The organism is Pseudomonas sp. Irchel 3F3 (assembly GCF_900187545.1).
GTDB classification, from domain to species: domain Bacteria; phylum Pseudomonadota; class Gammaproteobacteria; order Pseudomonadales; family Pseudomonadaceae; genus Aquipseudomonas; species Aquipseudomonas fortuita.
This window is the reverse complement of sequence record NZ_FYDS01000018.1, coordinates 1-26,263: the sequence shown is the minus strand read 5'-3', so window position 1 is coordinate 26,263 and position 26,263 is coordinate 1. Positions and strand designations below refer to the sequence as shown.

Genomic DNA, 26,263 nt, shown 5'->3' with positions numbered 1-26,263 from the left:
TTGTCACACCTCGCGGATCCAAGCGCTATGGGCACCCTCTCGGTCAACCAGAACAAACTGCAAAAACGCCTGCGTCGTCTCGCCGGCGAAGCCATCACCGACTTCAACATGATCGAGGATGGCGACAAGGTCATGGTCTGCCTGTCCGGCGGCAAGGACAGCTACACCATGCTCGACGTTCTGTTGCACCTGCAGAAGGTGGCACCGATCACGTTCGAGATCGTCGCGGTGAACATGGACCAGAAACAGCCGGGCTTTCCAGAGCACGTGCTGCCGGCTTACCTCAAAGAGCTGGGCGTCGAATACCACATCGTCGAGAAAGACACCTATTCGGTGGTCAAGGAACTGGTGCCCGAGGGCAAGACCACGTGCTCGCTGTGCTCGCGCCTGCGCCGTGGCACCTTGTATACCTTTGCCGACGAAATCGGCGCAACCAAGATGGCGCTGGGGCACCACCGCGACGACATCGTCGAAACCTTCTTCCTCAACATGTTCTTCAATGGCGCGCTCAAGGGCATGCCGCCGAAGCTGCGCGCCGACGATGGCCGCAACGTGGTGATCCGCCCGCTGGCCTACTGCAGCGAGAAGGACATCCAGGCCTACTCGGACATGAAGCAATTCCCGATCATCCCGTGCAACCTGTGCGGCTCGCAGGAAAACCTGCAGCGCCAGGTGGTCAAGGACATGCTGGTGGAGTGGGAGCGCAAGCACCCGGGCCGTACCGAAAGCATCTTCCGTGCCCTGCAGAACGTGGCGCCGTCGCAACTGGCCGACCGCAACCTGTTCGACTTCACCAGCCTGAAAATCGACGAGAACGCCACGCCGCGTTTCCTCGACGTGCTGAACATCTGAGCCGATGCGCGACTATCAGTGGTTGCATGAGTACTGCCTGAACCGCTTTGGCTCGGCCCAGGCGCTGGAGGCCTTTCTGCCGCAGCCGCGCACGTCGGCGCAGCTGCGCGGCATCAGCGACGACCGCTACCTGTCGACCCTGGCGCTGCGCGTGTTCCGCGCCGGGCTCAAGCACAGCCTGGTGGATGCCAAGTGGCCAGTGTTCGAGCAGGTGTTTTTCGGTTTCGACCCGGAGAAGGTGGTGCTGATGGGCGCCGAGCACCTGGAGCGGCTGATGCAAGACGAGCGCATCATTCGCCACCTGGGCAAGCTCAAGAGCGTGCCGCGCAATGCGCAGATGATCATCGACGTGACGAAGGAGAAGGGCAGCTTTGGCGCCTTCATCGCCGACTGGCCGGTGACCGACATTGTCGGCTTGTGGAAGTACCTGGCCAAGCACGGCAACCAGCTGGGTGGGCTGTCGGCGCCGCGTTTCCTGCGTATGGTTGGCAAGGACACCTTTATCCCCACCGATGACATGGCGGCGGCGTTGATTGCACAGAAGGTGATCGACAAGCAGCCGACCAGTCAACGCGACCTGGCCTTGGTGCAACAGGCGTTCAACCAGTGGCATGCAGAGAGTGGGCGGCCGCTGTGCCAGTTGTCGGTGATGCTGGCGCATACCGTCAACCATTGAGATTTGTGTTGGCCTTTTCGCGGGCATGCCCGCTCCCACAGGTCCAGCGCAGGCCTCAAGTGTGGCGCGATCCCTGTGGGAGCGGGCGAGCCCGCGAAAAATTCAACTCCCTTCGCCCGCCATGCGCCGCTCATGCTGGAACTTCCAGCGCACATACAGCAGCCCGGCAATGAACAACCCCAGGCTCAGCAACACTTCAAGCCAGCCAAAAATCGCCCGCGTCGGGTCAAATGCCGCCAGCACGCCCTTGATGAAATAGATATTCACCACGAAACAGGCCCAGGCATGTGCCCGGGCGCTGCCTGTCAGCATGCCCGGCAACAGCAGCAGTAGCGGCACCAGCTCGATCGCCAGAATCACCCCGACCCGTGCCCCATGCAGGTTGGCAAACCACAGGTTGTTCACCACCAGCAGGGCGATGAGGCCGAAGAAGAACGCCAGGCTCAAGGCCCGTGTCAGGCGCAGGCGCGGTGCCAGCCATTCCAGCGGCGGCAACACCTTGGGCTTTTTAGCCACGCGCGGCCTCCAGGGCTTTGGCTGTGGTGGCCAGGCGTTGGCCCAAGGCACGACACAGGGCGGTCTCGTGCTGGTCAAGTTCGCGTTTGCCATCTGCACCTGCATGGTGGCTGGCGCCGTAAGGCGTGCCGCCGCCGCGGGTTTCCAGCAAGGCCGACTCGCTGTACGGCAGGCCCATCACCAGCATGCCGTGGTGCATCAATGGCAGCATCATCGACAGCAGGGTAGTTTCCTGGCCGCCGTGCAGGCTGGCGGTAGAGGTGAACACACCCGCCGGCTTGCCGACCAGTTCACCACCCAGCCACAGGCTGCTGGTGCCATCCAGGAAGTACTTCAGCGGCGCCGCCATGTTGCCGAAGCGGGTCGGGCTGCCCAGTACCAGGCCGGCGCAGTGGCGCAGGTCGTCCAGGGTGGCGTACAGCGCCCCGCTGGCCGGGATGTCCGGGGCCACCGCTTCACATTCGGTAGAAATAGCGGGCACTGTGCGCAGGCGAGCCTCCATGCCGGCCAGTTCGATGCCGCGGGCAATATGCCGGGCCATTTCACTGGTCGACCCATGGCGGCTGTAATACAGCACCAGGATGTAGGGGGCGCTCACGGCAGGATCTCCAGCACTTTTTCCGGTGGGCGGCCTACCACAGCCTTGTCGCCGGCAACCAGAATCGGCCGTTCGATCAGTTTGGGGTGCTGGGCCATGGCCTCGATCAGCTGCGCGTCGGTCATTGCCGGGTCGGCCAGGTTCAGCGCTTTGTATTCGTCCTCGCCAGTACGCAGCAATTGGCGTGGGGCGATGCCCAGCTTGTCGAGCAGTGCCTTGAGGGTGGCCACGTCGGGCGGGGTTTCCAGATAGCGCACGATGGTCGGTGCCAGCCCGCGGGCTTCGAGCAGTTCCAGCGCGCCGCGGGATTTCGAGCAGCGCGGGTTATGATAAAGCGTGAGGTCAGTCATGTCGGGTCGCATCCAGCTGGGTGTGGCGGCTATTCTAACCGCAGCGACTGACCAATTTGCTTTAAAACTCGAGAAGGATTGACCCATGGCAAGGCGTCTGGCAGCAGTACTGGCCATCACCGCGAGCCTGTTGCTCGGTGGTTGCGGTGCCGATTATGGCGTGGACCAACACGGTAATACGGTTAAGGCCGAACAGATCGAAGGGCACTGGCTGGTGCTCAACTATTGGGCCGAATGGTGCGGGCCGTGCCGTACCGAAATCCCGGAATTGAACGCGGCGGCCAAGCAGTGGGCGGCCGATGGCATCAAGGTGGTGGGGGTGAACTTCGATGGCTTGCAAGGGCAGGACCTGAAACAGGCCGCTGAAACCCTGGGCATCGGTTTTACCGTACTGGCCCAGGACCCGGCCGAGCGTTATGACCTGCCCCGCAGCGAGGCGCTGCCGGTGACCTACATCATCGATGACAAGGGCAAGGTGCGTGAGCAGTTGATGGGCGAGCAGACCCTGGAAGGGCTGCAGGCCAAGATCAAGGCCCTGAAAGGCGCCTGATGCAGTTGGGGCCGCAAAGCGGCCCCGGCAATCCTCAGCCTTCCTCAGGCCAGAACCGCAGTGGCTTGCCTTCGGCGGGCCAGAAGCGCATCTGCTCCACCGGCGACACATCCCAGCGCTCTACCGTTTCCAGCGCCTGCAAAAAGCGCTTTTCCTGCTCCATCAACGCCGGTGCGCACAGCTTGCGGGTCTTGCCGACCTTGCCGAAGCTCAGGCGCTCACCCTCCAGCGTATACGGCGCAAACCAGTGGTTGCAGCCGGCATTGCCATAGGCGCGGCCGTCGCTGGCCAGGGTCAGGGTCAGGTGGCTGTAGTCGATCAGCGGGCGTTCGCCAATCCACTCCAGCACGTAGCTGCGCTCCTGTTGCAGTTTTGAAGGTTGTGCGGCGCAGCCGAGCAGGCTGGTGGTAATCAGCACGCCGGTCAGCAGATTTTTCACTCGGCGCTCTCCTGGCAACCCGGGCACAGGTGTTTTTCGCCACGGCTGGCCCAGCCCAGTTCGGCGATACGTGCGTTGGCGACGGGCTGGCGGGCTTTCTTGCCCAGCTTGGCGTCCACGGCAAATTCGAAATCCAGCACGGCGTCGCAGCTGTCGCACTCAACCTGCCAAGTGAGGATTTCCAGTTCGTTGAACACGGGCCCGCTGGCCACGGCAACCCACTGGCCGCGCGGGTTGATCAGGTGGCGCACGCTGTCCACGGTCAGTCGCATGGACAAGTCCTTGCTGCCCTTGAGGGTCACCAGCAGGGTGTCGCCTTTGTGCATCGAACCGCCGTTGCCGGTGACCTGATAGCGGCCCGGCACCAGTGCACGGCACTCGATCAGGGTGTGTTGCGGGTTGAAAAGGGTGTAGCGGAAATCGTGCTCGACCATGGGTCCTCCAGAAATGCCGCGTATCCTAGCACTAACCCATGACCAGATTCTGTGGATTGCCTGCCGCCCAGCGGTTGATGTTGTCCAGCGTGGTGGCGGCAATGGCGTCCAGCGCTTCGCGGGTAAGGAAGGCCTGATGGGCAGTGATGATCACGTTGGGGAAGGTCAGCAGGCGGGCCAGTACATCGTCCTGCAGGGGCAGGTCGGAGCGGTCCTCGAAGAACAGCTGGGCTTCTTCTTCGTAGACGTCCAGGCCCAGGTAGCCAAGCTGGCCGCTTTTCAGCGCGTCGATCAGTGCCGGGGTATCGACCAGTGCGCCACGCCCCGTGTTGATCAGCATGGCGCCGTGCTGCAGTTGCGCCAGGCTTTGTGCATTGATCAAATGCCGGGTGTGCTCGGTCAGCGGGCAGTGCAGGCTGATGATACGGGCTTCGCGCAACAGCTCGGGCAAGGTCAGGTAGCGCGCGCCGAGGGCCAGCAGCTCTGGGTTGGGGTAGGGGTCGTAGGCCAGCAGCTGGCAGCCGAAGCCAGCCATGATACGGGCGAAGGCGGCACCGATCTGGCCGGTGCCGACCACACCGACGGTTTTGCCGTGCAGGTCGAAACCGGTCAGCCCGTGCAGGGTGAAGTCGCCTTCGCGGGTGCGGTTGTAGGCCCGGTGCAGGCGCCGGTTGAGGGCCAGGATCAGTGCCACGGCGTGTTCGGCCACAGCGTGCGGCGAGTAGGCCGGCACGCGCACCACGGCAAGGCCCAGGCGCTGGGCAGCGGCCAGGTCGACATGGTTGTAGCCGGCCGAACGCAGGGCGATCAGGCGTGTGCCGCCTTCGGCCAGGCGCTGGAGCACCGAGGCGTCGAGTTCATCATTGATGAAGGCGCAAACGGCTTCGTAGCCGCTGGCCAGGGCAGCGGTGTCGAGGGTCAGGCGGGCGGGCTGGAAATGCAGCTCCAGCGCGCTGCCGCTGGCGGCCCGGGTGAAACTTTCCTGGTCGTAATGCTGGCTGCTGAACAACAGGACGCGCATGGTCAGGCTCCTCCTACAAGTGCTGCGTAGGCCACAGCAACGGCCATGCACTCAATCTGGCCTGCGCCGCTAGCCGGCTGATCGCACCGTCCAGCTCATCCAGCGCTTGCTGTGCCTGTGGGTGGTCCTGCTTGAGCAGGGTTTCGCTGCGCTGACAGGCTGCGCGCAGCTGTGGCACACCACAATAGCGCGAGGCACCGTTAAGGCGGTGTACCTGTTCTATCAGGGCATTGCGGTCGTCTGCCTCGCGGGCGGCGCGTATGGCATCGCGGTCGGCGTCCAGCGAGGACAGCAGCATGCTCAGCATGTCGGCCGCCAGGTCTGCCTTGCCTGCCGCCAGGCGCAGGCCTTCTTCGGGGTCGAGCACCTTCAGGTCATCACTGCTGGCCAATGGCTCTGTCTGCGCCTGTTGCGGCACGCCCAGGCTCAAACCAGTCCACTTCATCACCACTTGCGCCAGTTGCCGCTCGCTGATCGGCTTGGTCAGGTAGTCGTCCATGCCAGCGTGCAGCAATGCGCGCTTTTCGTTGGCCATGGCATGGGCGGTGAGGGCGACGATTGGCAAAGGGTTACTACTTTGGGTGTTTTCCCAAAGGCGGATCTGCTCGGTGCAGGCGCGGCCATCCATGCCGGGCATCTGCACGTCCATCAGCACCAGATCGAACGGCTCGTCCTGCACGGCCTCCACCGCTGCATAGCCGTTGTCCACGGCCAGCACCTGGGCGCCCAGGTCCTCGAGCAGGGTTTGCACAAGCAGCAGGTTGGCGGCGTTGTCGTCGACGCAGAGAACCTTCGGCTGGCGCTGGCCATTGATGTTGTGCGCCTCGCTCTGTGGACGGCGCGGTTGCACCAGTTCCATCAGCAGACGGCGCAGTTTGCGGGTGCAGGTGGGCTTGGACAGCAACTGGCCATGGCCGTTGGGCAGGTAGGGGTGATAAAGCGCCTGCTCGGTGGTGGGGCACAGCACCACGCACTGGCAATGGTAACGCTCAAGTTGCTGGTGATAGTGGCCCAGTTGTTCGGGCGACAGGTTGCCCATGTTCGCCCCGAGCACGGCGAACTCGAACGGCAGGCCGGCCTGGCTGGCGGCCTGTACCGCCTGCAGCAACTGCTCGTAGGAGGCGAACAGGCTGACGCTGAGGCCGCAGTCCTCCAGCTGGTGTTCCAAGGCCTGGCGCGCCAGCTCGTGGCCGTCGACGATGGCTGCGCGGCGGCCCAGCAGCGGCTGCAACGGCTGCTCCTCGAGGTCGTCGTGGGCTTTTGGCAGGTTGAGGCTGATCCAGAACTGCGACCCCTCGCCCGGGGTACTGTCGACACCGATTTCGCCACCCATCTGCTCGATCAGGCGCTTGGAAATTACCAGCCCCAGCCCCGTGCCACCGGGTTGGCGGGCCAGCGAGTTGTCCGCCTGGCTGAAGGCCTGGAACAGCGTGCGCACCTCCTGCGGTGACAAACCGATACCCGTGTCCTGCACGCTGATGCGCAGCTGCGCGCTGTCCTCGTGCTCGTCTTCGAGCATGGCGCGCACGACGATGGTGCCTTCGCGGGTGAACTTGATGGCGTTGCTGACGAGGTTGGTGAGGATCTGCTTGAGCCGCAAGGGGTCGCCGATCAGCGAAGAAGGGGTGTCGCGGTAGATCAGGCTGAGCAATTCCAGCTGCTTGGCGTGGGCGGCCGGGGCGAGGATGGTCAAGGTGTCCTGGATCAGGTCGCGCAGGTTGAAAGGAATGCTGTCGAGCACCAGCTTGCCGGCCTCGATCTTGGAGAAATCGAGGATCTCGTTGATGATCCCCAGCAGGTTGTCGGCTGACTTCTCGATGGTGTTCAGGTAGTCCAGCTGGCGTGGCGTCAGCTCGCTTTTCTGCAGCAGATGGGTAAAGCCCAGGATGCCGTTGAGCGGCGTGCGGATTTCGTGGCTCATGTTGGCCAGGAACTCCGACTTGATGCGGCTGGCCTCAAGGGCCTCTTTGCGCGCCATGTCCAGTTCGATGTTCTGGATTTCGATGGTTTCCAGGTTCTGGCGCACGTCTTCAGTGGCCTGATCGATGCTGTGCTGCAGTTCTTCGTGAGCGTTTTGCAGGGTTTCGGCCATGCGGTTGATGCCACGGGCCAGCTCGTCCAGCTCGTGGCTGCCCATGGTCGGCAGGCGTTCTTCGAGGTGGCCGTCCTTGAGTTGGTTGACCGCGTGTTTGATGCGCTCGATGGGGTCGTTGATGGTGCGGCTCATGCGCAGCGCCAGCAGGCCGCTGAGTACCAGGCAGGCGAGGATCAGCAGCAGGCTGGTGAACAGGTTGCGGTAGCCGCGCAGCAGGGTGCCGTCGTGCGACAGCTCGATCTCGACCCAGCCTAGCAGGCGCTCGGCTTCGGCCGGCACGGCATCGGTGGCGAGGTCGCGGTGGTGGCCGAACACGGGCATCAGGTAGCGGGTGGCGTCATTGCCGCTGCGTTGCAGCAGTTGCGTGCCAGTGCCTCCGCTGGGCGGCTGGTTGAGCATGCTCGGGCCCGCGTGGGCCAGGCGCGTGCGGTCCGGGGCCAGGAATGCGACTGCGCGCACATCGGCCTGTTCCAGGGTCTGCGCGGCGATGCGCTCCAGCTGTGCGGGCGCAAGCCGGGCCATGGCGGGTGCAGCCAACGGCGCCAGCTGCTCGGCGATCATCTTGCCGCGTTGCAGCAACTGGGTACGCAGGTCGTTCTGTTGCAGCCAGGTAAAGTAACTGCCGAGCACCAGGGCCATCAGAGCGGCCGGCAGCAGGGCCAGCAGCAGGACCCGGCTGCGGATTCCCAAACGATCGAGCACACTCGCCTCCTGTCATGTGCCTGGACGCCGTCAAGCGATGACGGCCAAGCCGGGAAGTTACTCCGCCTGCAGCGCTATTGCACCTCTTTAGTCGCTGTTTTGCACCATTGCCGGGGCATTGGTCACAGGGCGGTTGCCTGGCGGGTATTGGATGCTCAATAATCGCGCAATTGAGAATGCATGGCAGTTGCCAATGAATCCTGTAGCTATTTACAACTCCAACATCCTCGCCATCGAGGACGACCCGGTTCTGGGTGCCTATCTCCACGAAGAGCTGCAACGCGGCGGCTTCCAGGTAACCTGGTGCCGAAATGGGCTGGAGGGGCTGGAAACGGCGGGTCGCCAGGTTTTCGATGTGGTGCTCATGGATATTTTGCTGCCCGGGTTGAACGGCCTGGATGCCTTGGCGCAATTGCGCAAGCGCAGCGCGACGCCGGTGATCCTGATGTCGGCGCTAGGTGCCGAGGCTGACCGCATCAGCGGCTTCCAGCGCGGGGCCGACGATTACCTACCCAAGCCGTTCAGCATGGCCGAGCTGCAGGTGCGCATCGAGGCAATCTTGCGCCGGGTGGCGCTGGAGCGCCGTCACCAAGCCCCGCTGGAGCATGCCGCCTGCGGCGAGCTGCAGTTTGACGAGGGCTTGTGTGACGTACGCCTGGACGGTCGCCTGGCGGGCCTGACCCCCAGTGAATACCGCCTGTTCGACATCCTGAACCGCAACTTCGATGATGTCCTGAGCAAGCCATTCCTGTACCAGCAGGTGTTGCAGCGTGGCTATTCGCGGCATGACCGCAGCCTGGACATGCACGTCAGCCAGATCCGCCGCAAGCTCAAGGGCATTGGCTATCACGAACGGCAGATCCGAACCGTGTGGGGCAAGGGTTATGTCCTCAGCGCCAGCGAGGCGGAGTGATCCCCCATGCTTGACCGCCATTCGCTGTTCTGGAAACTGGCCATCCTGCTGGTGGGCTTCTGCCTGCTGATGATCGGCCTCAGTTACACCTGGGGCCGGCACATGGAAATCCAGAATGCCTTCCTCTCGGAGCCGGCGCGGCAGGTGTTGCGTGGCTATGCCGGCGAGGCTGAACAGGCCTGGCGCAGCGGCGGCCGGGCAGGGCTTGACCAGTGGGTGGCGACGATGCACCAGCGCGAACGGGGCTGGGTTGGCGTGCTCGATATCAACCTGAGGCCGCTCGACAGCGCCACCCTCGACCCGCAGATCATGCAGCGGCTGACGCGCCTGCGGGGTGTCGACTGGCCGATGAGCCGGCGCAGCGTCGACCAGCCGTGGGTACGTATACCGTTCCCGGGGGCGCCTGAGCAGGGCATGGTGGTGATCGAACTGCCACAGCGGTTCAATCCGGACCAGTACCGGTTGCTGTGGCGCATCGTCACCAACGGCGTCATCCCTGGCCTGTTCACCTTGCTGTTGTGCGTGGGCCTGTACCGCATGTTGATCGTGCCGCTGAATCAGCTTCGCGAGCAGGCCAATGCCTGGCGCGCCGATCAGTTATCGGCTCGCCTCGACTCGCGCACTATCGCACGCCATGACGAGCTGGGCGAACTGGCCCGCGCCTTTGACCAGATGGCCGAGCGCCTGCAGGGCACGGTGGCCATGCAGCAGCAGTTGCTGCGCGACCTGTCCCACGAAATGCGCACACCGCTGAGCCGCTTGCGGGTGGCATGCGACGGCGAAACCGACCTGCAGCGCCTGCGCGAACGCCTGACCCGTGAAGTGGACTGCATGCAGCAGTTGGTGGAGGACACCCTGCAGTTGGCCTGGCAGGACGCCGAACGTGCGCCGATGAACCTGGAGCCCATCGAAGTCCACGCGCTTTGGGAACTGCTGGCAGAGAATGCCAGCTACGAAAGCGGCTGGTCTCCCGCGCGCCTGCGCTGCGAAGTACCGGCCGACTGTTGGGTGCAGGGCAACCTCAACCACTTGGCCCAGGCACTGGAAAACATCTTGCGCAACGCCATTCGTCACTCGCCGGCCGAGGGGGTGGTGCGGCTGGGTGGTCAGCCCGAAGGCAGTTATTGGCGGCTGTGGCTGGAGGACGAGGGCGGCGGTGTGGCTGAAGAAGACCTGGAGCGGATCTTCGCCCCGTTCTCGCGGCTGGACGGTTCTCGGCCAGGGGATGGGGGGTTCGGCCTGGGCTTGAGCATCGCCCGCAGTGCCATTCAGCGCCAAGGCGGCACTTTGTGGGCGCAGAATGGCAAGCGTGGGCTGCGGCTGTGGATGAGGTTGCCGTTACATGCGCCGGCCCCTTCGCAGGTAAACCCGCTCCCACAGGGTCACCACTACGCTTGAGGCCAGTGGAGTACCTGTGGGAGCGAGTTTACCCGCGAAGAAGCCCGCACAGGTCCGCGTTATAGCTTGTAGCTATATACACCACAGATTGCGTGATATGGCCGCGAAGGGTTTGCCGGTATGATAGGCGCCCCTGCCGTCCGGATTGTGAAATACACCATGACCTTGCAGTACCCAACCATCGCCGATTGCGTCGGCAATACGCCCCTGGTTCGCCTGCAGCGCATTGCTGGTGAAACCAGCAACACCCTCCTGCTCAAGCTCGAAGGTAACAATCCTGCCGGCTCGGTGAAGGACCGCCCGGCGCTGTCGATGATCACCCGCGCCGAATTGCGTGGCCAGATCAAGCCCGGCGACACCCTGATCGAAGCCACGTCCGGCAATACCGGTATTGCCCTGGCAATGGCGGCGGCGATCAAGGGCTACAAGATGATTCTGATCATGCCCGACAACTCCACCGCCGAGCGCAAGGCCGCCATGACCGCCTACGGCGCCGAGCTGATCCTGGTGACCAAGGAGGAGGGTATGGAAGGCGCCCGCGACCTGGCCGAGAAACTGCAAGCCGAAGGCCGCGGCCTGGTGCTTGACCAGTTCGCCAACGGCGACAATCCGATTGCCCACTACAACAGCACCGGCCCTGAGATCTGGCAGCAGACACAGGGCAGCATCACCCATTTTGTCAGTTCCATGGGCACTACCGGCACCATCATGGGTTGCTCGCAATACCTCAAGGAGCAGAACCCGGCGGTGCAGATCATCGGCCTGCAACCGATGGAAGGCTCGGCTATCCCGGGCATTCGCCGCTGGCCCGAGGAATACCTGCCGAAAATCTTCGACGCCACCCGTGTCGACCGTGTGGTCGACATGTCGCAGCAGGAAGCCGAAGACACCACCCGCCGCCTTGCCCGTGAAGAGGGCATTTTCTGCGGCGTGTCCTCTGGTGGTGCGGTTGCAGCCATGCTGCGCCTCTCCCGCGAGGTGGAAGATGCCGTGATGGTTGCCATCATCTGCGACCGCGGCGACCGTTACCTGTCCACCGGCCTGTTTGATCCGAGCTAAATGTCCAAGAAAAAAAGCAACAGCGGCCTGCGCTTCCAGCCGGCCGGCGGCAACCGCACCCCCCAGGTCCCCGTGGGCAAGAAGCAGCGCCTGGACATCGAGCGCCTGGCCGGTGACGGCCGTGGCATCGCCTTCCTTGACGGGCGCACCTGGTTCGTCAGTGGTGCCCTTGCCGGTGAGGCCGTGGAGGCGCGGGTGCTCAACGCCCGTGGCAAAGTGGTCGAGGCCCGCCTGGAGCGGCTGCTGCAGGCCAGCCCCGAGCGCCGTGAGGCGCCGTGCCGCCATTATGCGCGCTGTGGTGGCTGCAACCTGCAGCACCTGCCCCATGAAGCGCAGCTGGCACTCAAGCAGCGCACCCTTGCCGAGCAACTGCAGCGGGTGGCCGGCGTGCAACCCGAGGAATGGGCCGCGCCCCTGAGCGGGCCGGAATTCGGCTACCGGCGCCGGGCCCGTGTGGCCGTGCGCTGGGACGTCAAGGCGCGTCAGCTGGAGGTGGGCTTCCGTGCCGAAGCCAGCCAGGACATTATTGCCATCGACGATTGCGCGGTGCTGGTACAGCCCTTGCAATCGATTTTGCGTCACTTGCCGACGGTGCTGCGCTCGTTGAGCAAACCGCAGGCGGTGGGCCATGTGGAACTGTTCAGCGGTACCGCCGAGGCGGTGTTGGTGCGCCACGTCGCGCCGCTGCCGGCAGACGACCTGGCAAAGCTGCAGGCGTTCTGCGAACAGGCCAATGCCCAGCTGTGGCTGCAGGGTGAAGATGAGCCGGCGCCGGTGGACCCTGCCGCACAACTGGGCTTTGCCCTGGCGCCGTGGCAGCTGGAACTGGCCTGGCGCCCTGGTGACTTCGTGCAGGTGAATGCCCGGGTCAACACGGCGATGATCGAGCAGGCCCTGGCCTGGCTGGCACCGCAAGCCGACGAGCGGGTGCTTGACCTGTTCTGCGGCTTGGGCAACTTTGCCCTGCCGCTGGCCCGCAAGGCGCGCGAGGTAGTGGCGGTAGAAGGTGTTCAGGCCATGGTCGATCGGGCCGCGGCCAATGCCCGGAACAACAATGTGCATAACGCACGGTTTTTTCAGGCCGATTTATCGCAGCCTTTGGCAGGCACCGGATGGGCCGCCGAAGGCTTTTCTGCGGTACTCTTGGATCCACCGCGCGACGGTGCGTTCGAGGTGGTGCAAGGCATCGCACGCCTCAAGGCCAAACGGCTGGTCTACGTATCGTGCAACCCGGCCACGCTGGCGCGAGACGCGCAGGTGCTGGTCGGCCAGGGGTACCGGTTAAAAAGGGCCGGGATTCTCGACATGTTTCCTCAAACGGCGCATGTCGAGGCCATGGCGTTATTCGAAGCGGGCTAGCAGAGTGGCCCCTTGGTGCGGCTTCCATGGAATGGTTGCCGTACGGTGATCTCCAGCGCTCCCGCGTGGCGCGCTGTATGGAAAGGTAAAACAAAGATGGTACAGGTGAGAGTGCACCAGCCGGTCAACACCGACGGCAGTATCAATCTCGAAGGATGGTTGGACCATGTGGTAAGCGTCGATTCGGCACTGGATCGCGTAGCGCTCAAAGAAGCCTGCGAGTTTGCCCATGAGATCGAGAAGAAGGGCAACCCGGCCAAGCATTCCTGGGCGGACGGTACGTCCAGTTTCCAGGCAGGCCTGGAAATTGCCGAAATTCTGGCAGACCTCAAGCTTGACCAGGACTCCCTGGTGGCAGCGGTCATCTACCGTTCGGTGCGCGAAGGCAAAGTGACCCTGGCCGAGGTCAGCCAGCGGTTCGGGCCGGTGGTGTCCAAGCTGATCGACGGCGTGTTGCGCATGGCGGCCATCAGCGCCAGTCTCAGCCCGCGGCAGTCGTTGGTGCTGGGTTCGCAGGCGCAGGTCGAGAACCTGCGCAAGATGCTCGTAGCCATGGTCGACGATGTGCGTGTGGCACTGATCAAGCTGGCCGAGCGTACCTGTGCAATCCGTGCGGTCAAGGCCGCCGACGACGAGAAACGCCTGCGTGTCGCGCGTGAGGTGTTCGACATCTATGCGCCGCTGGCGCACCGCCTGGGTATCGGCCACATCAAGTGGGAGCTGGAAGACCTGTCTTTCCGCTACCTCGAACCCGACCAGTACAAGCAGATCGCCAAACTGCTGCACGAACGCCGGCTGGACCGCGAACGCTTCATCAGCGACGTGATGACCCAGCTGCAGAACGAGCTGCTGGCCACGGGCGTCAATGCCGACATCAGCGGCCGGGCGAAGCATATCTATTCGATCTGGCGCAAGATGCAGCGCAAAGGCCTGGAATTCAGCCAGATCTACGACGTGCGTGCAGTGCGTGTGCTGGTGCCGGAAATTCGCGACTGCTACACCGCGCTGGGTATCGTGCACACGCTGTGGCGGCACATCCCCAAAGAGTTCGACGACTACATCGCCAACCCCAAGGAAAACGGCTACCGCTCGCTGCACACCGCAGTGATCGGCCCCGAGGGCAAGGTGCTGGAGGTGCAGATCCGCACCCACGGCATGCATGAAGAGGCCGAGCTGGGGGTTTGCGCCCACTGGCGCTACAAGGGCACCGACGTCAAGCCCAGCTCCAACCATTACGAAGAGAAGATCTCCTGGCTGCGCCAGGTGCTGGAATGGCACGAAGAGCTGGGCGACATCGGTGGCCTGGTCGATCAGTTGCGGGTCGACATCGAGCCGGACCGGGTCTATGTGTTCACCCCTGACGGCCACGCCATCGACTTGCCCAAGGGCGCGACCCCGCTGGACTTCGCCTACCGTGTGCACACCGAGATCGGCCACAACTGCCGGGGTGCCAAGATCAACGGCCGTATCGTGCCGCTGAACTACAGCCTGCAGACCGGTGAGCAGGTGGAGATCATCACCAGCAAGCACGGCAACCCCAGCCGTGACTGGTTGAACTCCAACCTGGGCTACGTCACCACCTCGCGGGCGCGGGCAAAGATCGTGCACTGGTTCAAGCTGCAGGCGCGCGACCAGAACGTAGCCGCCGGCAAAACCCTGCTCGAACGCGAGCTCAGCCGCCTGGGTTTGCCGCAGGTGGACTTCGAGCGCCTGGCAGAGAAGACCAACGTCAAGACTGCCGAGGACATGTTCGCCTCGCTTGGCGCGGGCGACCTGCGCCTGGCCCACCTGGTCAACGCCGCCCAGCAATTGCTGGAGCCCGAGCGTATCGAGCAGATCGAACTGGTCCCGCGCAAACCTACCGGGCCGCGCAGCGGCAAGCGTGGCGACATCCAGATTCAGGGGGTCGGCAACCTGCTGACGCAGATGGCCGGCTGCTGCCAGCCGCTGCCGGGCGACGCCATCGTCGGTTATATCACCCAGGGCCGTGGCGTGAGTATCCACCGCCAGGATTGCGCCTCGGTGCTGCAACTGGCGGGCAAGGAGCCGGAGCGCATGATCCAGGTGAGCTGGGGGCCGATCCCGGTGCAGACCTATCCGGTCGACATCGTTATCCGTGCCTACGACCGCCCGGGGTTGCTGCGCGACGTGTCGCAGGTGCTGCTGAACGAGAAGATCAACGTGCTGGCGGTGAACACCCGATCGAACAAGGAAGACAACACTGCGTTGATGTCGCTGACCATCGAGATTCCAGGCCTGGATGCGCTGGGGCGCCTGCTGGGGCGGATTTCGCAGTTGCCGAACATCATCGAGACGCGGCGTAATAGAACCCCTTGAGATTGCGTGGCCTTCTTCGCGGGCAAGCCTGCGAAGAAGCCACTGCCGAAGGACCTGTCTAGATGACCTACACCCTCGAAGACCTGCTGCACCTCATGGCCCGCCTGCGCGACCCGCAATATGGCTGCCCGTGGGATCTTCAGCAGAACTACGCGAGTATCGTTGCGCACACCATCGAAGAAGCCTACGAAGTCGCCGACACCATCGAGCGCGGCGATTTCGAGCACCTGCAGGGTGAGCTGGGCGACTTGCTGTTCCAGGTGGTCTACTACAGCCAACTGGCCCGGGAAGAGGGCCGTTTCGAGTTCGATGGCGTGGTCGACAGCATCACCCGCAAGCTGATCCGCCGCCACCCACATGTATTCCCTACCGGCGAGCTGTATGCGCCGCTGGATACGCCCAGCCTGAACGAGGCCCAGGTCAAGTCACGCTGGGAAGAGATCAAGGCCCAGGAGCGGGCCGAGAAAAGCACACCCGAGCAACTGTCGTTGCTCGACGATGTACCGTCAGCCTTGCCGGCCCTGTCGCGGGCAGCCAAACTGCAAAAGCGTGCGGCCACGGTCGGTTTCGACTGGCCTGCTGCATTGCCGGTGCTGGACAAGGTGCGCGAAGAGCTGGATGAAGTGCTTCAGGCCATGGCCGACGGTGATGCCGATGCGCTTGAAGACGAGGTGGGCGACCTGCTGTTCGCCGCCGTCAACCTGGCCCGCCACCTCAAGCAAGACCCGGAAAACGCCCTGCGCCGCGCCAACCGCAAGTTCGAGCGACGTTTCCGTTTTATCGAACAGGCGTTGCGCGACAGTGGCCGCCCCATTGAAGATTGTGACCTTGACGAACTGGACGCCCTTTGGGGTGAAGCCAAGCGTCAGGAAAAGAACCTGCCCAGCTGCGGCTGAGCTGTTGCATAAGTGAGTGAACATTCATGAGCCTTTCCCTTCGCGACCAATTGCTCAAAGCCGGTCTGGTCAACCAGAAACAGGTCTCGCAGACCAACAAAGCTGAAAAGAAACAGAAGCGCATGGAGCACAAAGGCCAGGTCGAAGTCGACGACAGCCAACAGCGCATTGCCAAGGAAGCCATGGCCGAAAAGGTCAAGCGCGACCAGGAGCTGAATCGCCAGCAGCAGGAAAAGGCTGAGCAAAAGGCCCGTGCCGCGCAGGTCAAGCAATTGATCGAAGCCACGCGCCTGCCCAAGCTGAACACCGAGGACTACTACAACTTTGTCGACGACAAGAAGGTCAAGCGCATTGCTGTCAATGCCCTGATGCGGACCAAGTTGAGTAACGGCGCACTGGCGGTCGTGGCCCATGCCGGCGGCTACGAGGTCATTCCTCGTGAGGCGGCGGTCAAGATCCAGGAGCGCGACCCCAACCGCATTCTGCTGCTCAACACCCATGTCGAGGAAGCGGACGAGGATGACCCGTACGCGGCCTACAAGATCCCGGACGATCTGATGTGGTAAAAACCAAAAACCCCGCCTTGGCGGGGTTTTTTATTTGAAGAGGGCTACTGCGTGGTGCGCTGGCTTTCCAGGTCTTCCAGCTCTGCGCGGTACTGGTGTGCTTCGTGTTCATTGTGGAACATGCCCACCAGTTGGCCTTGTTGGTGCACATCCCAGATCCGCACGCCAGCGGCCAGGCCTTCGTGGGACATTTTCGATTCGTCGCGTTCGGTTACTTGGACTGTCATCGGTAAACTCCACTTCTTCAGTTGGCTGCGACAGTGTGTCGCACACCCTCTTTATAGAGTTTGTTAGCAGGCTAAGTAAATAAAACGGGCATGAAACAAGTTTCATGAAGCGATGGCGGTGCAGGGCAGGCACAAAAAGCCCCGCACTGAGCGGGGCTTCGGGTGCTGCTGGCAGTGCGGGGTCAGTTGCCCTTCACCGGCTTGCCATCGACCGTGCCATCCTGCAGCACGATCACATACTCCTTGCCATCAGTCTCGACCTGGCGCAGTTGCACCAGCAGGTAGTCCCAACTCTTGGCGAACCACAGCTCGGTGATGCGTTTACTCTGGCTTGGGTCGCGCACGCGCTCGACCTTCACGGCATCGACCTGGCCGGTCTTGGTGGTGACCTTTTCGGTACCCAGTACACGGAAGTCGTAGGTGTCGATCTCGTCACCGTCGACCACCTGGTAGGTCATGCTCTTCTTGCCGGCCGCCACGTCATGCTGCAGCGCCAGCTGGTAGGACGACTTGTCCAGCACGCCGCGGATCAGTGGCAGGTTGATGGCATCGCCACGGTCGCTGCCGGTGACCTTCTTGCCGGTCCAGTCGAAGTTCAGGTCGACCTTCTTGGCTTTGCCCAGGCCGCCGCGCTCGAAATGGTACTTCTGCGGCAGCAGGGTGTCGTTTTCCAGGCGCAGGGTGCTTTGCTCGGTCAGGCTGGCGATCATCATGGAAGCCTTGAAGTTAAGGTCCCAGGTACCGTTGGCATTCTTGACCAGGCTGCGCTCGGCGGTGCCACTCATGGGCAGCTGCTTCCAGTCGGCGGTGTAGCTGGCCGAGAAAGGCTTGAGGTCAGCTGCCTGGAGGGGCAGGGCAAGCACGGCAAGAGCCAAGAGCAGGGCGCGACGCATAAATTCTCCTAGGATCGAATCAAGTGGCCGCTGGCCGCCAGCGGCTGGCCATCCAGTAATGCACCCTGTTCGCCAAGGCGCAAGCGCCCTTCAGCGAACCAGCGCACTGCCAGCGGATAGATCAGGTGTTCCTGATGGTGTACCCGCTGGGCTAGGCTTTCGACGGTGTCGTCAGACGCAACCGGTACCACAGCCTGTACGACCAGTGGGCCGCCATCGAGTTCCTCCGTCACGAAGTGTACGCTGCAGCCATGTTCGGCGTCGCCTGCCTCAAGCGCCCGGCGATGGGTATGCAGGCCCTTGTATTTGGGCAGCAACGACGGGTGAATGTTGAGCAGGCGGCCTTGATAGTGGCGCACAAAGCCGCCACTGAGGATGCGCATGAAACCGGCCAGCACCACCAGGTCGGGAGCGAAGCCGTCGATGCGCGCCATCAGCGCGGCATCGAAGGCCTCACGGCCGTCGAACTGGGTGTGGTCGAGCACGACGGTGTCGATGCCGGCCGCCGCTGCGCGTTGCAGGCCGTAGGCATCGGCGCGGTTGGAAACCACCGCACGGATGCGCACCGGGCTGTCCTGGCCTTGGCAGCTGTCAATCAGGGCTTGCAGGTTGCTGCCGGAGCCCGACAGCAACACCACTACATTGCAGGTCTTGCTTGGCATCAGTGTGCCTTGAGGTTTTGCAGCTCGACCTGGGCGGCGCCTTCGGCGGCTTCGGCGATGTGGCCGATCACCCATGGCTGCTCACCGGCGGCGCGCAGTTCGTTCAGCGCAGCTTCGACCTGATCCTGGGCTACGCAAATGACCATGCCCACGCCGCAGTTCAGCACACGGTGCATCTCATGCTCGTCGACGTTGCCTTTTTCCTGCAGGAAGTCGAACACCACCGGGCGCTGCCAGCTGGCTACGTCAACCACGGCCTGGGCGTTTTTCGGCAGTACGCGCGGGATGTTGTCCAGCAGGCCGCCACCGGTGATGTGGGCCATGGCCTTCACGGCACCGGTGTTCTTGATCAGCTGCAGCAGCGGCTTGACGTAGATGCGGGTAGGCGCCATCAGCAGGTCGGTCAGCGGTTTGCCGTCCAGCTGGGTGTTCTCGATGTCGGTGGCGGACACTTCGAGGATCTTGCGGATCAGCGAATAGCCGTTGGAGTGCGGGCCCGAAGACGCCAGGGCGATCAGCGCGTCGCCAGTGGCAACCTTGGAGCCGTCGATGATCTCGGCCTTTTCCACCACGCCGACGCAGAAGCCGGCCAGGTCGTAGTCTTCGCCTTCGTACATACCAGGCATTTCGGCGGTTTCACCACCCACCAGCGAGCAACCAGCCAGTTCGCAACCGGCGCCAATGCCGGTAACCACGGTGGCGGCCACGTCAACATTCAGTTTGCCGGTGGCGTAGTAGTCGAGGAAGAACAGCGGCTCGGCACCGCACACCACCAGGTCGTTGACGCACATGGCGACCAGGTCCTGGCCGATGCTGTCGTGCTTGTTCAGGTTCAGCGCCAGGCGCAGCTTGGTGCCGACGCCGTCGGTGCCGGAGACCAGTACTGGCTGCTTATAGCCGGCCGGGATCTCGCAGAGGGCGCCGAAGCCGCCCAGGCCACCCATGACTTCAGGGCGTGCGGTGCGTTTTGCCACGCCCTTGATGCGTTCGACCAGTGCTTCGCCGGCGTCGATGTCTACACCGGCGTCCTTGTAGCTCAGGGAGGGTTGCTTGCTCATTGATCCAGGCCTTTAGGAGGGAGGGATTCTTAAAAACGACCATGACGGCCAAGACCGGCGGGTAAGCGGCGGCTGCCTGAAACGTCAGTGGTCTGTGAAGGCGCGCGATTTTATCAGGGTTGCCGGGCAGCGGCCATCCTCAGGCCGACGGGCAGGGCATGAAAATGGCTATCTTGCCGGACAAACAGGGCGGTTGAGCGCTCAGGCACAAGCGACATTAGCCCGAAACAGATCCAGGCGCGAACTTCGCTTGCGATGCGCCGAGCGGGCGGCGCTCGCTCGCCCAGGCACTGAACCTGTCGTGGCGAACACCTGTCCGACCCGGCGCACGCTCCCGACAACACCCCGCAACCAATCTTTCACCCTCTCACGACTGGTTACCTTGCGCCCCCGTGTATAAGGTATAGACATTGCGGTAACTGGACAGGAATCCTCCATGCGTTTGTTCAATATTCTGGCAACCGGTTGCCTGGCCCTGATCTCGGCCACTGCCTTGGCTGAAAATGTTTCCGGCCTTTATCAGGTGCGCGAGCCGGTCACCGGGCAGGGCGCCGAAGCCCGTACCGCTGCCACCGCAAAAGCCCTCGACACGCTGGTGCTGCGCCTGACCGGCGACCCAAAGGCAGCGCAGAGCCCGGCGTTGGCCGGCCTGCGCAAGGATCCGCAGCAAATCATCAACCAGGTCGGCAGCGAAGCCGGCCCGCCCGAGTCTGTGCTGGTCGAGTTCGACCCGGGTAGTACCGAGCGCGCCCTGCGCAAGGCCGGCCTCGCGCTGTGGGGTAGCAATCGGCCATCGATTCTCGGCTGGTGGCTGAATGACAGCGTCGAAGGCAGTAGCCTGGTCGGTGATGGTCAGGCCAGCGCCCAGCCTTTGCGTCGTGCCGCCCAGCACCGTGGTCTGCCGCTGCGCCTGCCACTGGCCGACCTGCAGGAGCAACTGGTGGCCAATGCCAAGCAGATCGAAGGCAGCGACCCGGCCCCACTGCGCGAGGCCTCTGAACGCTACGGCGCCGACGCCTTGCTGGCGGTACATGCCCAGGAAGCCGACGGAAAGTGGCAGGGCAAGTGGCAGTTGTGGCTGGGCGACCAGCGTGAGCAGGGCACGGCCGAGGGGGCCGACCCGGCAGCCTTGGCCGATGCGGTGATGTTGGCGGTAAGCAGCCGTCTGGCGCCGCGTTATGTCGCCCGTCCGGGCGCCAGCAGCCAGATGCAGGTGCAAGTGCAGGGGATGAGCCTGCAGCGTTATGCCGAGCTTGCCCGTGTGCTTGAGCCTTACGGCCCGCGCCTGCAGATGGCCGAAGGCACCACCCTGACCTATGGCGTGACCGGCAACCGCGAGCAATTGCGTGCCCAGCTTGGCCTGGCCAAGTTGCAGGAACTGCCTGCCGACCAGGCGCCCGCAATGCCCCCCGCACCAGCCCCGTCTGCGAGTGCAACGGGTGAGCAACCCGCGCCGGCCACACCTGCGCCCAAGCCGTTCGACGGCCTGCGTTTTCGCTGGTAAGAGGAGCATACCGTGACTGATGTTCGTCGCTGGATCTGGCTGGGTGTTGCTCTGCTGATCGCTGTGCTGCTTTATAGCTTGCACAATATCCTTACGCCGTTCCTGGTAGGCATCCTGCTGGCCTACCTGGCCGACCCGCTGGTTGACCGCCTCGAGCGCCTGGGCCTGTCGCGCACCTGGGGCGTTGTGGTGGTGTTCAGCCTGTTCACCCTGTTGATGCTCGCCCTGTTGTTGGTGCTGGTGCCGATGCTTGCCAAGCAGCTGGTGCGCCTGTACGAACTGGCGCCGCAGATGCTCGATTGGCTCGAACAGGTGGCGCTGCCTTGGGTGCAGGGTCGCCTGGGCCTGGCCGATGGTTTCTGGAAGTTCGACAAGATCAAGGCCGCCATCGGCGCGCACATGGGGCAGACCACCGATATCGTTGGCATGCTGTTGTCTCAGGCCACTGCCTCGAGCCTGGCATTGATGGCCTGGCTGGCGAACATGGTGCTGATCCCTGTGGTGGGTTTTTATCTGCTGCGCGATTGGGACCTGATGATGGGCAAGCTGCGCGGCCTGCTACCGCGCCAGCGTGAACCGCAAGTAGTGGGCCTGGCTGGCGAATGCCATGAAGTGCTGGGGGCATTCGTGCGCGGGCAACTCATGGTGATGGTGGCTTTGGGCATCATCTATTCAGCCGGGCTCATGCTGGTGGGGCTTGAACTCGGCCTGCTGATCGGCATGCTTGCGGGCCTTGCGGCCATCGTGCCTTACATGGGCTTCATCATCGGCATTGGTGCCGCGCTGGTGGCCGGCCTGTTCCAGTTTGGTGGTGACCTGTACCCGATGCTGGGTATCGTTGCGGTGTTCATGGTCGGGCAGGCGCTGGAAGGCATGGTGCTGACCCCGCTGCTGGTAGGCGATCGTATCGGGCTGCACCCGGTGGCGGTGATCTTTGCCATTCTTGCCGGTGGTGAGCTGTTCGGCTTTACCGGGGTGCTGCTGGCCCTGCCGGTGGCGGCGGTGATCATGGTGCTGCTGCGCCATGCCCATGACCTGTACAAAGAATCGGACATGTACGCCGGGGACATTGACCCGGAGCTGTGAGGGACAGGTCTGTGCCAAACCTGTGGGAGCGGGCATGCCCGCCAAGCATGTGACACGGTGCATGGCACCGGCTTTGCCGGTGTTCGCGCACGCGCCCGCTCCCACAGGGATCGATGTCAGCGGCAAAATAGCGCAACTTGTTGATTTTGCTTGTGCTATCCATTGCCGTGATTGTGCGCCCCGCGTTGCGGGTATAGACTTTGCAGATTGTTCACCAAAGGCCCCCTGCGGTCCTGCCGACCGCCCGCGAGCATGAAACCACCGATCCAGTTGCCCCTGGGTGTGCGCCTGCGCGATGACGCCACCTTCATCAACTACTATCCGGGCGCCAATGCTGCGGCATTGGGTTACGTCGAGCGGCTATGCGAAGCCGACGCCGGCTGGACCGAGAGCCTTATCTATCTGTGGGGCAAGCAGGGTGTTGGCCGTAGCCACCTGTTGCAGGCCGCCACCCACCGTTTCCAGCAACGCGGCGAGCCCGCTGTCTACCTGCCATTGGCGCAACTGCTCGATCGGGGTGTGGAGGTGCTCGACTACCTGGCCCAGTACGAGCTCGTGTGCATCGACGACCTGCATGTGATCGCCGGCAAGGCAGACTGGGAAGAGGCCATGTTCCACCTGTTCAACCGCCTGCGCGACAGTGGCCGTCGCCTGTTGCTGGCCGCCTCGGCATCGCCACGGGAGCTGCCGATCAAGCTGCCGGACCTAAAGTCGCGGCTGACCCTGGCGCTGGTGTTTCAGATGCGTGGCTTGTCCGATGAAGACAAGCTGCGTGCCCTGCAGTTGCGTGCTTCGCGCCGCGGCCTGCACCTTACCGACGAAGTCGGCCACTTCATTCTCACCCGCGGTGCGCGCAGCATGAGTGCGCTGTTCGACCTGCTCGAACGCCTCGACCAGGCCTCGCTGCAGGCACAACGCAAGCTGACCATCCCGTTTCTCAAGGAAACCCTGGGCTGGTAACCCCCTGAAAACGCTGGGCCAGAGCGGCAAAACAGAAAAGTCACATCTTTTTCGATAAAATTTGCAAATGGCCATGATAGAGGGCATAGTTTCCCCCTCTAAAGGATTACAGACACGGTCGTGCCCATGCTAAAGCGCTTCGCACCCCTCGTGCCACTCGCACTCGTGACCCTGCTTTTTGGCTGCGCGGCCCAAGGCCCAGCTTCTCATTCAGCGCTGCAGCCCCAGGATCACACCCCGATCGCCGCACAATCGGCAATCAAGGCCAAGGCCTCGCCTTCGTCGGTATTCGGCGAACCGGAAGAGCTGGCCACTGAAGATGACCTGGAGGCTTTCTCCAGCAACAGCAAGCCTTACCAGTTGCCGGTACTGGCGGACAGCATTCTCGAGCGCGGCATGTCGTTGATCGGCACCCGCTACCGCTTCGGTGGTACTTCGGAAAAGTCCGGTTTCGACTGCAGCGGTTTCATCGGCTATCTGTTCCGCGAAGAAGCGGGCATGACCCTGCCGCGTTCCACGCGTGAAATGATCAACGTCGATGCCCCGAAAGTGGCCCGCAACAAGCTCAAGCCAGGTGACCTGCTGTTCTTCAGCACCAACGGCCGCGGTCGTGTGAGCCATGCCGGGATCTACCTGGGTGACAACCAGTTCATCCACTCCAGCAGCCGCCGCAGCGGTGGCGTTCGCATCGACAGCCTCGGTGACCGCTACTGGAGCAAGACCTTCATTGAAGCCAAGCGTGCCTTGGCCATGGCGCCGACCAACATCGCGCGCAACTGATAGCAAAATGATATATCCTGCTGCGGCGGCGATGCTTTGAAAAAAGCTCGCCGCCGTGCGCATTTACAGAAAGCGTCTAATCTAAATTCTCAACTCTTTTCGGCTGCAGCGCAGCGGTCTCAGACAGGATGTTCTGGCCATGATAAAGATGGCGCGCTTTGCATTTCTCTCCCTGGCAGCATTGCTTGCTGCCTGCTCCAGCCGTGCGCCTGCGCCGGCCCCTGTGGTTACGCCGCAGGTTACTTACAGCCAGCCAAGCCCTTCGCCGATTGCCGATGACGTATTGATCCGCGCCATTGGCCTGGTGGGCACGCCCTATCGCTGGGGCGGCAACACCCCGGACTCCGGCTTCGACTGCAGTGGTTTGATCAAATACGTCTACCGTGACGCGGCCGGTATCAGCTTGCCGCGTTCAACGCGGGAGATGATCGTCATGCGTGCACCTACGGTGGATGCCAAGGCACTGCAATCCGGCGACCTGGTGTTCTTTGCCACCAGTGGCGGTTCGCAAGTCAGTCATGCTGGCATTTATGTAGGGGAAGGGCGTTTTGTGCATGCGCCTTCCACGGGTGGCACGGTGCGCCTGGACTATCTGTCCAACAGCTATTGGGCCAAGGCTTACCTTCAAGCCAAGCGTGTGATTCCGCAAGGGCATCTGGCGCAGAACCCCTGATGATCAACGCCTGTAGCAGCGGCCCCGTTCAACGGGGCTGATACAGGCCGCCCGGTTTCAAGGTGCTTTGCTCACCCGCCAGATCACATTGCCGACATCGTCGGCCACCAATACACCGCGTTGCCCATCGTTGATCACGCCCACCGGACGCCCCATCGCCTTGCCCTCTTGGTCGAGAAACCCCGTGAGCAGGTCGATGGGGCGGCCGGCAGGTTTGCCTGAGCGGTCGAAAGGTACGAACAGCACTTTGTAGCCGCTGTGTGGTTTACGGTTCCACGACCCGTGCTGGCCGACCAATGCCCCCTGATCGAAAGGCGGCGGCAGTACACCAGGCTCGGTGAATGCCAGCCCCAGGGATGCGGTATGCGGGCCGACCGCATAGTCTGGCGCCAGGGCCTGGGCCACCTTTTGCGGGGCCTGTGGATGTACCCGGTGATCTACATGCTGCCCGTAGTAGCTGTATGGCCAGCCATAGAAGCCGCCGTCTTTTACAGAGGTGATGTAATCAGGCACCAGGTCGCTGCCGATTTCGTCACGTTCATTGACTGCTGTCCACAAGACGTTGCTGTGTGGCTCCCAGGCCAGGCCGTTGGGGTTGCGCAGGCCGGTGGCGAACAGCCGGTGCTTGCCGCTTGCGGGGTCCACTTCCCAGATAGCGGCGCGGCCTTGCTCCTTCTGCATACCGTTTTCCCCGATGTTGCTGTTCGAGCCAACCGTCACATAAAGCTTCTTGCCATCGGGGCTTGCGATCACGTTCTTGGTCCAGTGATGGTTCAGCGGCCCGCCGGGCAGCGCGGTCACCGGGTGGCCTTTATCGGTTATCTGCATGGCGCCCGGTTCATAGTGAAAGCGCAGCAGCCTGTCGGTGTCGGCCACGTACAAGTCCTTGCCCACCAGGGTCATGCCGAAGGGTGAGTTGAGCCCTTCGATGAAAGGGGTGCGAGTTTCTGCCACCCCGTCATGGTCGGCATCGCGCAGCAGGGTTATACGGTTGGCGCTGGGTACGGTCGCGCCGGCGCGTTTCATCGCCTTGTCCATGGCCCAGCCGCGAATGCCCTTGCCATCTTCGGGCTTGGGTGGCGCGTTGGTCTCTGCCACCAGTACATCGCCGTTGGGCAGCAAGTAGAGCCAGCGCGGGTGGTCGAGGCCGCTGGCGAAGGCTTTGACCTGGGTGCCTGGTGCCGGGGTCGGCTTGCTGCCCTTTGGCCAGCCCACTGCAGGGGCGATATTTACGGTGGGGATCAGTGTTGTGACGGGGGTGGGGAGGCGGGGGTTTGGCCCGCTGCCGTCGTTTACGCTCAACAGGGCTGTTTCGCCGCAACCTGCCAGGCTGGCTGCGATTAACCAAGGCATCAGGCATTTCATGTGCGGCGTCCTCTAAAGAAGCCTGTTGAATTGAGAGGCCGGCTGGGTTCGGCAGGTTCCCCTTGGTTTGCTTGCTCTTGCTCTTGCTCTTGCTCTTGCTCTTGCTCTTGCTTTTGCTTTGGCTTCTAAGCGCGCGGTAGCTCAGGCAACGCAGATTGCGACTTCAGGAGGCCGAGCGCAGGGCTTGCGTAGGGAGGTGACGGGCATGGATGCCCGTCAAGCGCTGGGCCCCAGGATGGGGCCTGCAGCGCGGTCCTCCCGGGAGCAAGCCCGGAGCGAGGGGACCCCGGAGCG

The 26,263-nt window shown here is 63.1% G+C and carries 27 protein-coding genes; 15 read left to right on the top strand and 12 right to left on the bottom strand.

The features are described 5' to 3' along the window. Positions 1-27 precede the first annotated feature (27 nt). Positions 28-852: a tRNA 2-thiocytidine(32) synthetase TtcA gene (gene ttcA, locus CKW35_RS26835; protein ID WP_016485247.1), complete on the top strand. Its 825-nt coding sequence runs from the start codon at positions 28-30 to the stop codon at positions 850-852. 4 nt (positions 853-856) lie between these two features. Further along, entirely contained in the window at positions 857-1,528 is a 672-nt protein-coding gene (locus CKW35_RS26830) for a DNA-3-methyladenine glycosylase I (protein WP_095117267.1), read from the top strand. 102 nt (positions 1,529-1,630) lie between these two features. Here CKW35_RS26830 and CKW35_RS26825 read toward each other — a convergent pair whose 3' ends face one another. Genes CKW35_RS26825 through arsC form a run of 3 tightly spaced genes read right to left on the bottom strand, consistent with a single transcriptional unit; the run spans position 1,631 to position 2,992 of the window. Beyond that, positions 1,631-2,044 (bottom strand): DUF2069 domain-containing protein, encoded by a 414-nt coding sequence (locus CKW35_RS26825; RefSeq protein ID WP_060519597.1) that lies wholly within the window; start codon positions 2,042-2,044, stop codon positions 1,631-1,633. Continuing rightward, the gene (wrbA, locus tag CKW35_RS26820) at positions 2,037-2,642 is read right to left on the bottom strand and encodes an NAD(P)H:quinone oxidoreductase (RefSeq protein WP_060519595.1); all 606 of its coding nucleotides are present in this window, start codon (positions 2,640-2,642) and stop codon (positions 2,037-2,039) included. Before wrbA ends, CKW35_RS26825 begins: the two co-directional genes overlap by 8 nt. Next, on the bottom strand, positions 2,639-2,992 hold the full coding sequence (arsC, locus tag CKW35_RS26815) for an arsenate reductase (glutaredoxin) (RefSeq protein ID WP_060519594.1): 354 nt from the start codon (positions 2,990-2,992) through the stop codon (positions 2,639-2,641). The genes wrbA and arsC overlap by 4 nt, the downstream gene beginning before the upstream one ends. 85 nt (positions 2,993-3,077) lie before the next feature. Between arsC and CKW35_RS26810 the strand changes: the two genes are divergently transcribed. Further along, positions 3,078-3,542 (top strand): TlpA disulfide reductase family protein, encoded by a 465-nt coding sequence (locus tag CKW35_RS26810; RefSeq protein WP_023047672.1) that lies wholly within the window; start codon positions 3,078-3,080, stop codon positions 3,540-3,542. Between the two features lie 34 nt (positions 3,543-3,576). Here CKW35_RS26810 and CKW35_RS26805 read toward each other — a convergent pair whose 3' ends face one another. The 4 genes from CKW35_RS26805 to CKW35_RS26790 are packed head-to-tail and all read right to left on the bottom strand — an operon-like array spanning position 3,577 to position 8,233. Beyond that, the gene (locus CKW35_RS26805; RefSeq protein WP_016485253.1) at positions 3,577-3,981 is read right to left on the bottom strand and encodes an META domain-containing protein; all 405 of its coding nucleotides are present in this window, start codon (positions 3,979-3,981) and stop codon (positions 3,577-3,579) included. Continuing rightward, positions 3,978-4,415 carry a hypothetical protein gene (locus CKW35_RS26800; RefSeq protein WP_095117265.1) on the bottom strand — a complete coding sequence of 146 codons (438 nt, stop codon included), beginning with the start codon at positions 4,413-4,415 and terminating at the stop codon, positions 3,978-3,980. Before CKW35_RS26800 ends, CKW35_RS26805 begins: the two co-directional genes overlap by 4 nt. A gap of 31 nt (positions 4,416-4,446) precedes the next feature. Next, positions 4,447-5,436 carry a 2-hydroxyacid dehydrogenase gene (locus CKW35_RS26795; RefSeq protein ID WP_016485255.1) on the bottom strand — a complete coding sequence of 330 codons (990 nt, stop codon included), beginning with the start codon at positions 5,434-5,436 and terminating at the stop codon, positions 4,447-4,449. A gap of 13 nt (positions 5,437-5,449) precedes the next feature. Continuing rightward, entirely contained in the window at positions 5,450-8,233 is a 2,784-nt protein-coding gene (locus tag CKW35_RS26790) for a response regulator (protein ID WP_016485256.1), read from the bottom strand. A 193-nt stretch (positions 8,234-8,426) separates the two neighbouring features. Here CKW35_RS26790 and CKW35_RS26785 point away from each other — a divergent pair, with 193 nt between their 5' ends. The 7 genes from CKW35_RS26785 to CKW35_RS26750 all read left to right on the top strand — a co-directional run bounded on the left by CKW35_RS26785 (position 8,427) and on the right by CKW35_RS26750 (position 16,761). Further along, entirely contained in the window at positions 8,427-9,146 is a 720-nt protein-coding gene (locus CKW35_RS26785; RefSeq protein ID WP_016485257.1) for a response regulator transcription factor, read from the top strand. A 6-nt stretch (positions 9,147-9,152) separates the two neighbouring features. Next, positions 9,153-10,544 carry a sensor histidine kinase gene (locus tag CKW35_RS26780; RefSeq protein WP_060519593.1) on the top strand — a complete coding sequence of 464 codons (1,392 nt, stop codon included), beginning with the start codon at positions 9,153-9,155 and terminating at the stop codon, positions 10,542-10,544. Positions 10,545-10,703: 159 nt separating this feature from the next. Beyond that, positions 10,704-11,603: a cysteine synthase CysM gene (cysM, locus tag CKW35_RS26775; protein WP_095117263.1), complete on the top strand. Its 900-nt coding sequence runs from the start codon at positions 10,704-10,706 to the stop codon at positions 11,601-11,603. Then, positions 11,604-12,962: a 23S rRNA (uracil(1939)-C(5))-methyltransferase RlmD gene (gene rlmD / locus CKW35_RS26770; RefSeq protein WP_095117262.1), complete on the top strand. Its 1,359-nt coding sequence runs from the start codon at positions 11,604-11,606 to the stop codon at positions 12,960-12,962. Between the two features lie 96 nt (positions 12,963-13,058). Continuing rightward, a complete protein-coding gene (relA, locus tag CKW35_RS26760) occupies positions 13,059-15,299 on the top strand; it encodes a GTP diphosphokinase (protein WP_095117258.1) in 2,241 nt (746 codons plus the stop codon). A gap of 62 nt (positions 15,300-15,361) precedes the next feature. Beyond that, positions 15,362-16,195: a nucleoside triphosphate pyrophosphohydrolase gene (gene mazG, locus CKW35_RS26755; RefSeq protein WP_016485262.1), complete on the top strand. Its 834-nt coding sequence runs from the start codon at positions 15,362-15,364 to the stop codon at positions 16,193-16,195. Positions 16,196-16,221: 26 nt separating this feature from the next. Further along, complete coding sequence (locus tag CKW35_RS26750) at positions 16,222-16,761, top strand: DUF2058 domain-containing protein (RefSeq protein WP_016485263.1); 540 nt, start codon at positions 16,222-16,224, stop codon at positions 16,759-16,761. 44 nt (positions 16,762-16,805) lie between these two features. On the opposite strand, the gene CKW35_RS26745 is transcribed toward CKW35_RS26750, so the two are convergent. The 4 genes from CKW35_RS26745 to purM all read right to left on the bottom strand — a co-directional run bounded on the left by CKW35_RS26745 (position 16,806) and on the right by purM (position 19,601). After that, on the bottom strand, positions 16,806-16,988 hold the full coding sequence (locus CKW35_RS26745) for a hypothetical protein (RefSeq protein ID WP_016485264.1): 183 nt from the start codon (positions 16,986-16,988) through the stop codon (positions 16,806-16,808). A gap of 182 nt (positions 16,989-17,170) precedes the next feature. Next, on the bottom strand, positions 17,171-17,881 hold the full coding sequence (locus CKW35_RS26740) for a DUF3108 domain-containing protein (RefSeq protein WP_016485265.1): 711 nt from the start codon (positions 17,879-17,881) through the stop codon (positions 17,171-17,173). A gap of 8 nt (positions 17,882-17,889) precedes the next feature. Then, the gene (gene purN / locus CKW35_RS26735; protein WP_016485266.1) at positions 17,890-18,543 is read right to left on the bottom strand and encodes a phosphoribosylglycinamide formyltransferase; all 654 of its coding nucleotides are present in this window, start codon (positions 18,541-18,543) and stop codon (positions 17,890-17,892) included. Next, positions 18,543-19,601 (bottom strand): phosphoribosylformylglycinamidine cyclo-ligase, encoded by a 1,059-nt coding sequence (purM, locus tag CKW35_RS26730; protein WP_095117256.1) that lies wholly within the window; start codon positions 19,599-19,601, stop codon positions 18,543-18,545. Before purM ends, purN begins: the two co-directional genes overlap by 1 nt. A gap of 436 nt (positions 19,602-20,037) precedes the next feature. On the opposite strand from purM, the gene CKW35_RS26725 reads away from it, so the two are divergent. From CKW35_RS26725 to CKW35_RS26705, 5 genes are all read left to right on the top strand, one after another. Beyond that, positions 20,038-21,105, top strand: coding sequence for a DUF2066 domain-containing protein (locus tag CKW35_RS26725; protein ID WP_016485268.1), 1,068 nt, complete (start codon positions 20,038-20,040; stop codon positions 21,103-21,105). 12 nt (positions 21,106-21,117) lie between these two features. After that, a complete protein-coding gene (locus CKW35_RS26720) occupies positions 21,118-22,191 on the top strand; it encodes an AI-2E family transporter (protein WP_016485269.1) in 1,074 nt (357 codons plus the stop codon). 252 nt (positions 22,192-22,443) lie between these two features. After that, positions 22,444-23,151 (top strand): DnaA regulatory inactivator Hda, encoded by a 708-nt coding sequence (hda, locus tag CKW35_RS26715; protein ID WP_016485270.1) that lies wholly within the window; start codon positions 22,444-22,446, stop codon positions 23,149-23,151. 126 nt (positions 23,152-23,277) lie between these two features. Then, positions 23,278-23,931, top strand: a complete 654-nt coding sequence (locus CKW35_RS26710; protein ID WP_016485271.1) for a C40 family peptidase — start codon at positions 23,278-23,280, stop codon at positions 23,929-23,931. A 139-nt stretch (positions 23,932-24,070) separates the two neighbouring features. After that, entirely contained in the window at positions 24,071-24,604 is a 534-nt protein-coding gene (locus CKW35_RS26705) for a C40 family peptidase (RefSeq protein WP_016485272.1), read from the top strand. Positions 24,605-24,661: 57 nt separating this feature from the next. On the opposite strand, the gene CKW35_RS26700 is transcribed toward CKW35_RS26705, so the two are convergent. Continuing rightward, on the bottom strand, positions 24,662-25,969 hold the full coding sequence (locus CKW35_RS26700) for a sorbosone dehydrogenase family protein (RefSeq protein ID WP_023049025.1): 1,308 nt from the start codon (positions 25,967-25,969) through the stop codon (positions 24,662-24,664). Positions 25,970-26,263 lie beyond the last annotated feature (294 nt).

Excerpts from the sequence above, each read along its gene's own strand:
- CKW35_RS26800 (WP_095117265.1), bottom strand. The coding sequence starts at position 4,415 with ATGGTCGAGCACGATTTCCGCTACACCCTTTTCAACCCGCAACACACC.
- CKW35_RS26705 (WP_016485272.1), top strand. The coding sequence starts at position 24,071 with ATGATAAAGATGGCGCGCTTTGCATTTCTCTCCCTGGCAGCATTGCTT.
- purN (WP_016485266.1), bottom strand. The coding sequence starts at position 18,543 with ATGCCAAGCAAGACCTGCAATGTAGTGGTGTTGCTGTCGGGCTCCGGC.
- CKW35_RS26725 (WP_016485268.1), top strand. The coding sequence starts at position 20,038 with ATGCGTTTGTTCAATATTCTGGCAACCGGTTGCCTGGCCCTGATCTCG.
- CKW35_RS26740 (WP_016485265.1), bottom strand. The coding sequence starts at position 17,881 with ATGCGTCGCGCCCTGCTCTTGGCTCTTGCCGTGCTTGCCCTGCCCCTC.
- CKW35_RS26780 (WP_060519593.1), top strand. The coding sequence starts at position 9,153 with ATGCTTGACCGCCATTCGCTGTTCTGGAAACTGGCCATCCTGCTGGTG.
- CKW35_RS26710 (WP_016485271.1), top strand. The coding sequence starts at position 23,278 with ATGCTAAAGCGCTTCGCACCCCTCGTGCCACTCGCACTCGTGACCCTG.
- arsC (WP_060519594.1), bottom strand. The coding sequence starts at position 2,992 with ATGACTGACCTCACGCTTTATCATAACCCGCGCTGCTCGAAATCCCGC.
- purM (WP_095117256.1), bottom strand. The coding sequence starts at position 19,601 with ATGAGCAAGCAACCCTCCCTGAGCTACAAGGACGCCGGTGTAGACATC.
- CKW35_RS26810 (WP_023047672.1), top strand. The coding sequence starts at position 3,078 with ATGGCAAGGCGTCTGGCAGCAGTACTGGCCATCACCGCGAGCCTGTTG.
- mazG (WP_016485262.1), top strand. The coding sequence starts at position 15,362 with ATGACCTACACCCTCGAAGACCTGCTGCACCTCATGGCCCGCCTGCGC.
- CKW35_RS26745 (WP_016485264.1), bottom strand. The coding sequence starts at position 16,988 with ATGACAGTCCAAGTAACCGAACGCGACGAATCGAAAATGTCCCACGAA.
- hda (WP_016485270.1), top strand. The coding sequence starts at position 22,444 with ATGAAACCACCGATCCAGTTGCCCCTGGGTGTGCGCCTGCGCGATGAC.
- CKW35_RS26700 (WP_023049025.1), bottom strand. The coding sequence starts at position 25,969 with ATGAAATGCCTGATGCCTTGGTTAATCGCAGCCAGCCTGGCAGGTTGC.
- CKW35_RS26830 (WP_095117267.1), top strand. The coding sequence starts at position 857 with ATGCGCGACTATCAGTGGTTGCATGAGTACTGCCTGAACCGCTTTGGC.
- rlmD (WP_095117262.1), top strand. The coding sequence starts at position 11,604 with ATGTCCAAGAAAAAAAGCAACAGCGGCCTGCGCTTCCAGCCGGCCGGC.
- relA (WP_095117258.1), top strand. The coding sequence starts at position 13,059 with ATGGTACAGGTGAGAGTGCACCAGCCGGTCAACACCGACGGCAGTATC.
- CKW35_RS26750 (WP_016485263.1), top strand. The coding sequence starts at position 16,222 with ATGAGCCTTTCCCTTCGCGACCAATTGCTCAAAGCCGGTCTGGTCAAC.
- CKW35_RS26785 (WP_016485257.1), top strand. The coding sequence starts at position 8,427 with ATGAATCCTGTAGCTATTTACAACTCCAACATCCTCGCCATCGAGGAC.
- ttcA (WP_016485247.1), top strand. The coding sequence starts at position 28 with ATGGGCACCCTCTCGGTCAACCAGAACAAACTGCAAAAACGCCTGCGT.
- CKW35_RS26795 (WP_016485255.1), bottom strand. The coding sequence starts at position 5,436 with ATGCGCGTCCTGTTGTTCAGCAGCCAGCATTACGACCAGGAAAGTTTC.
- cysM (WP_095117263.1), top strand. The coding sequence starts at position 10,704 with ATGACCTTGCAGTACCCAACCATCGCCGATTGCGTCGGCAATACGCCC.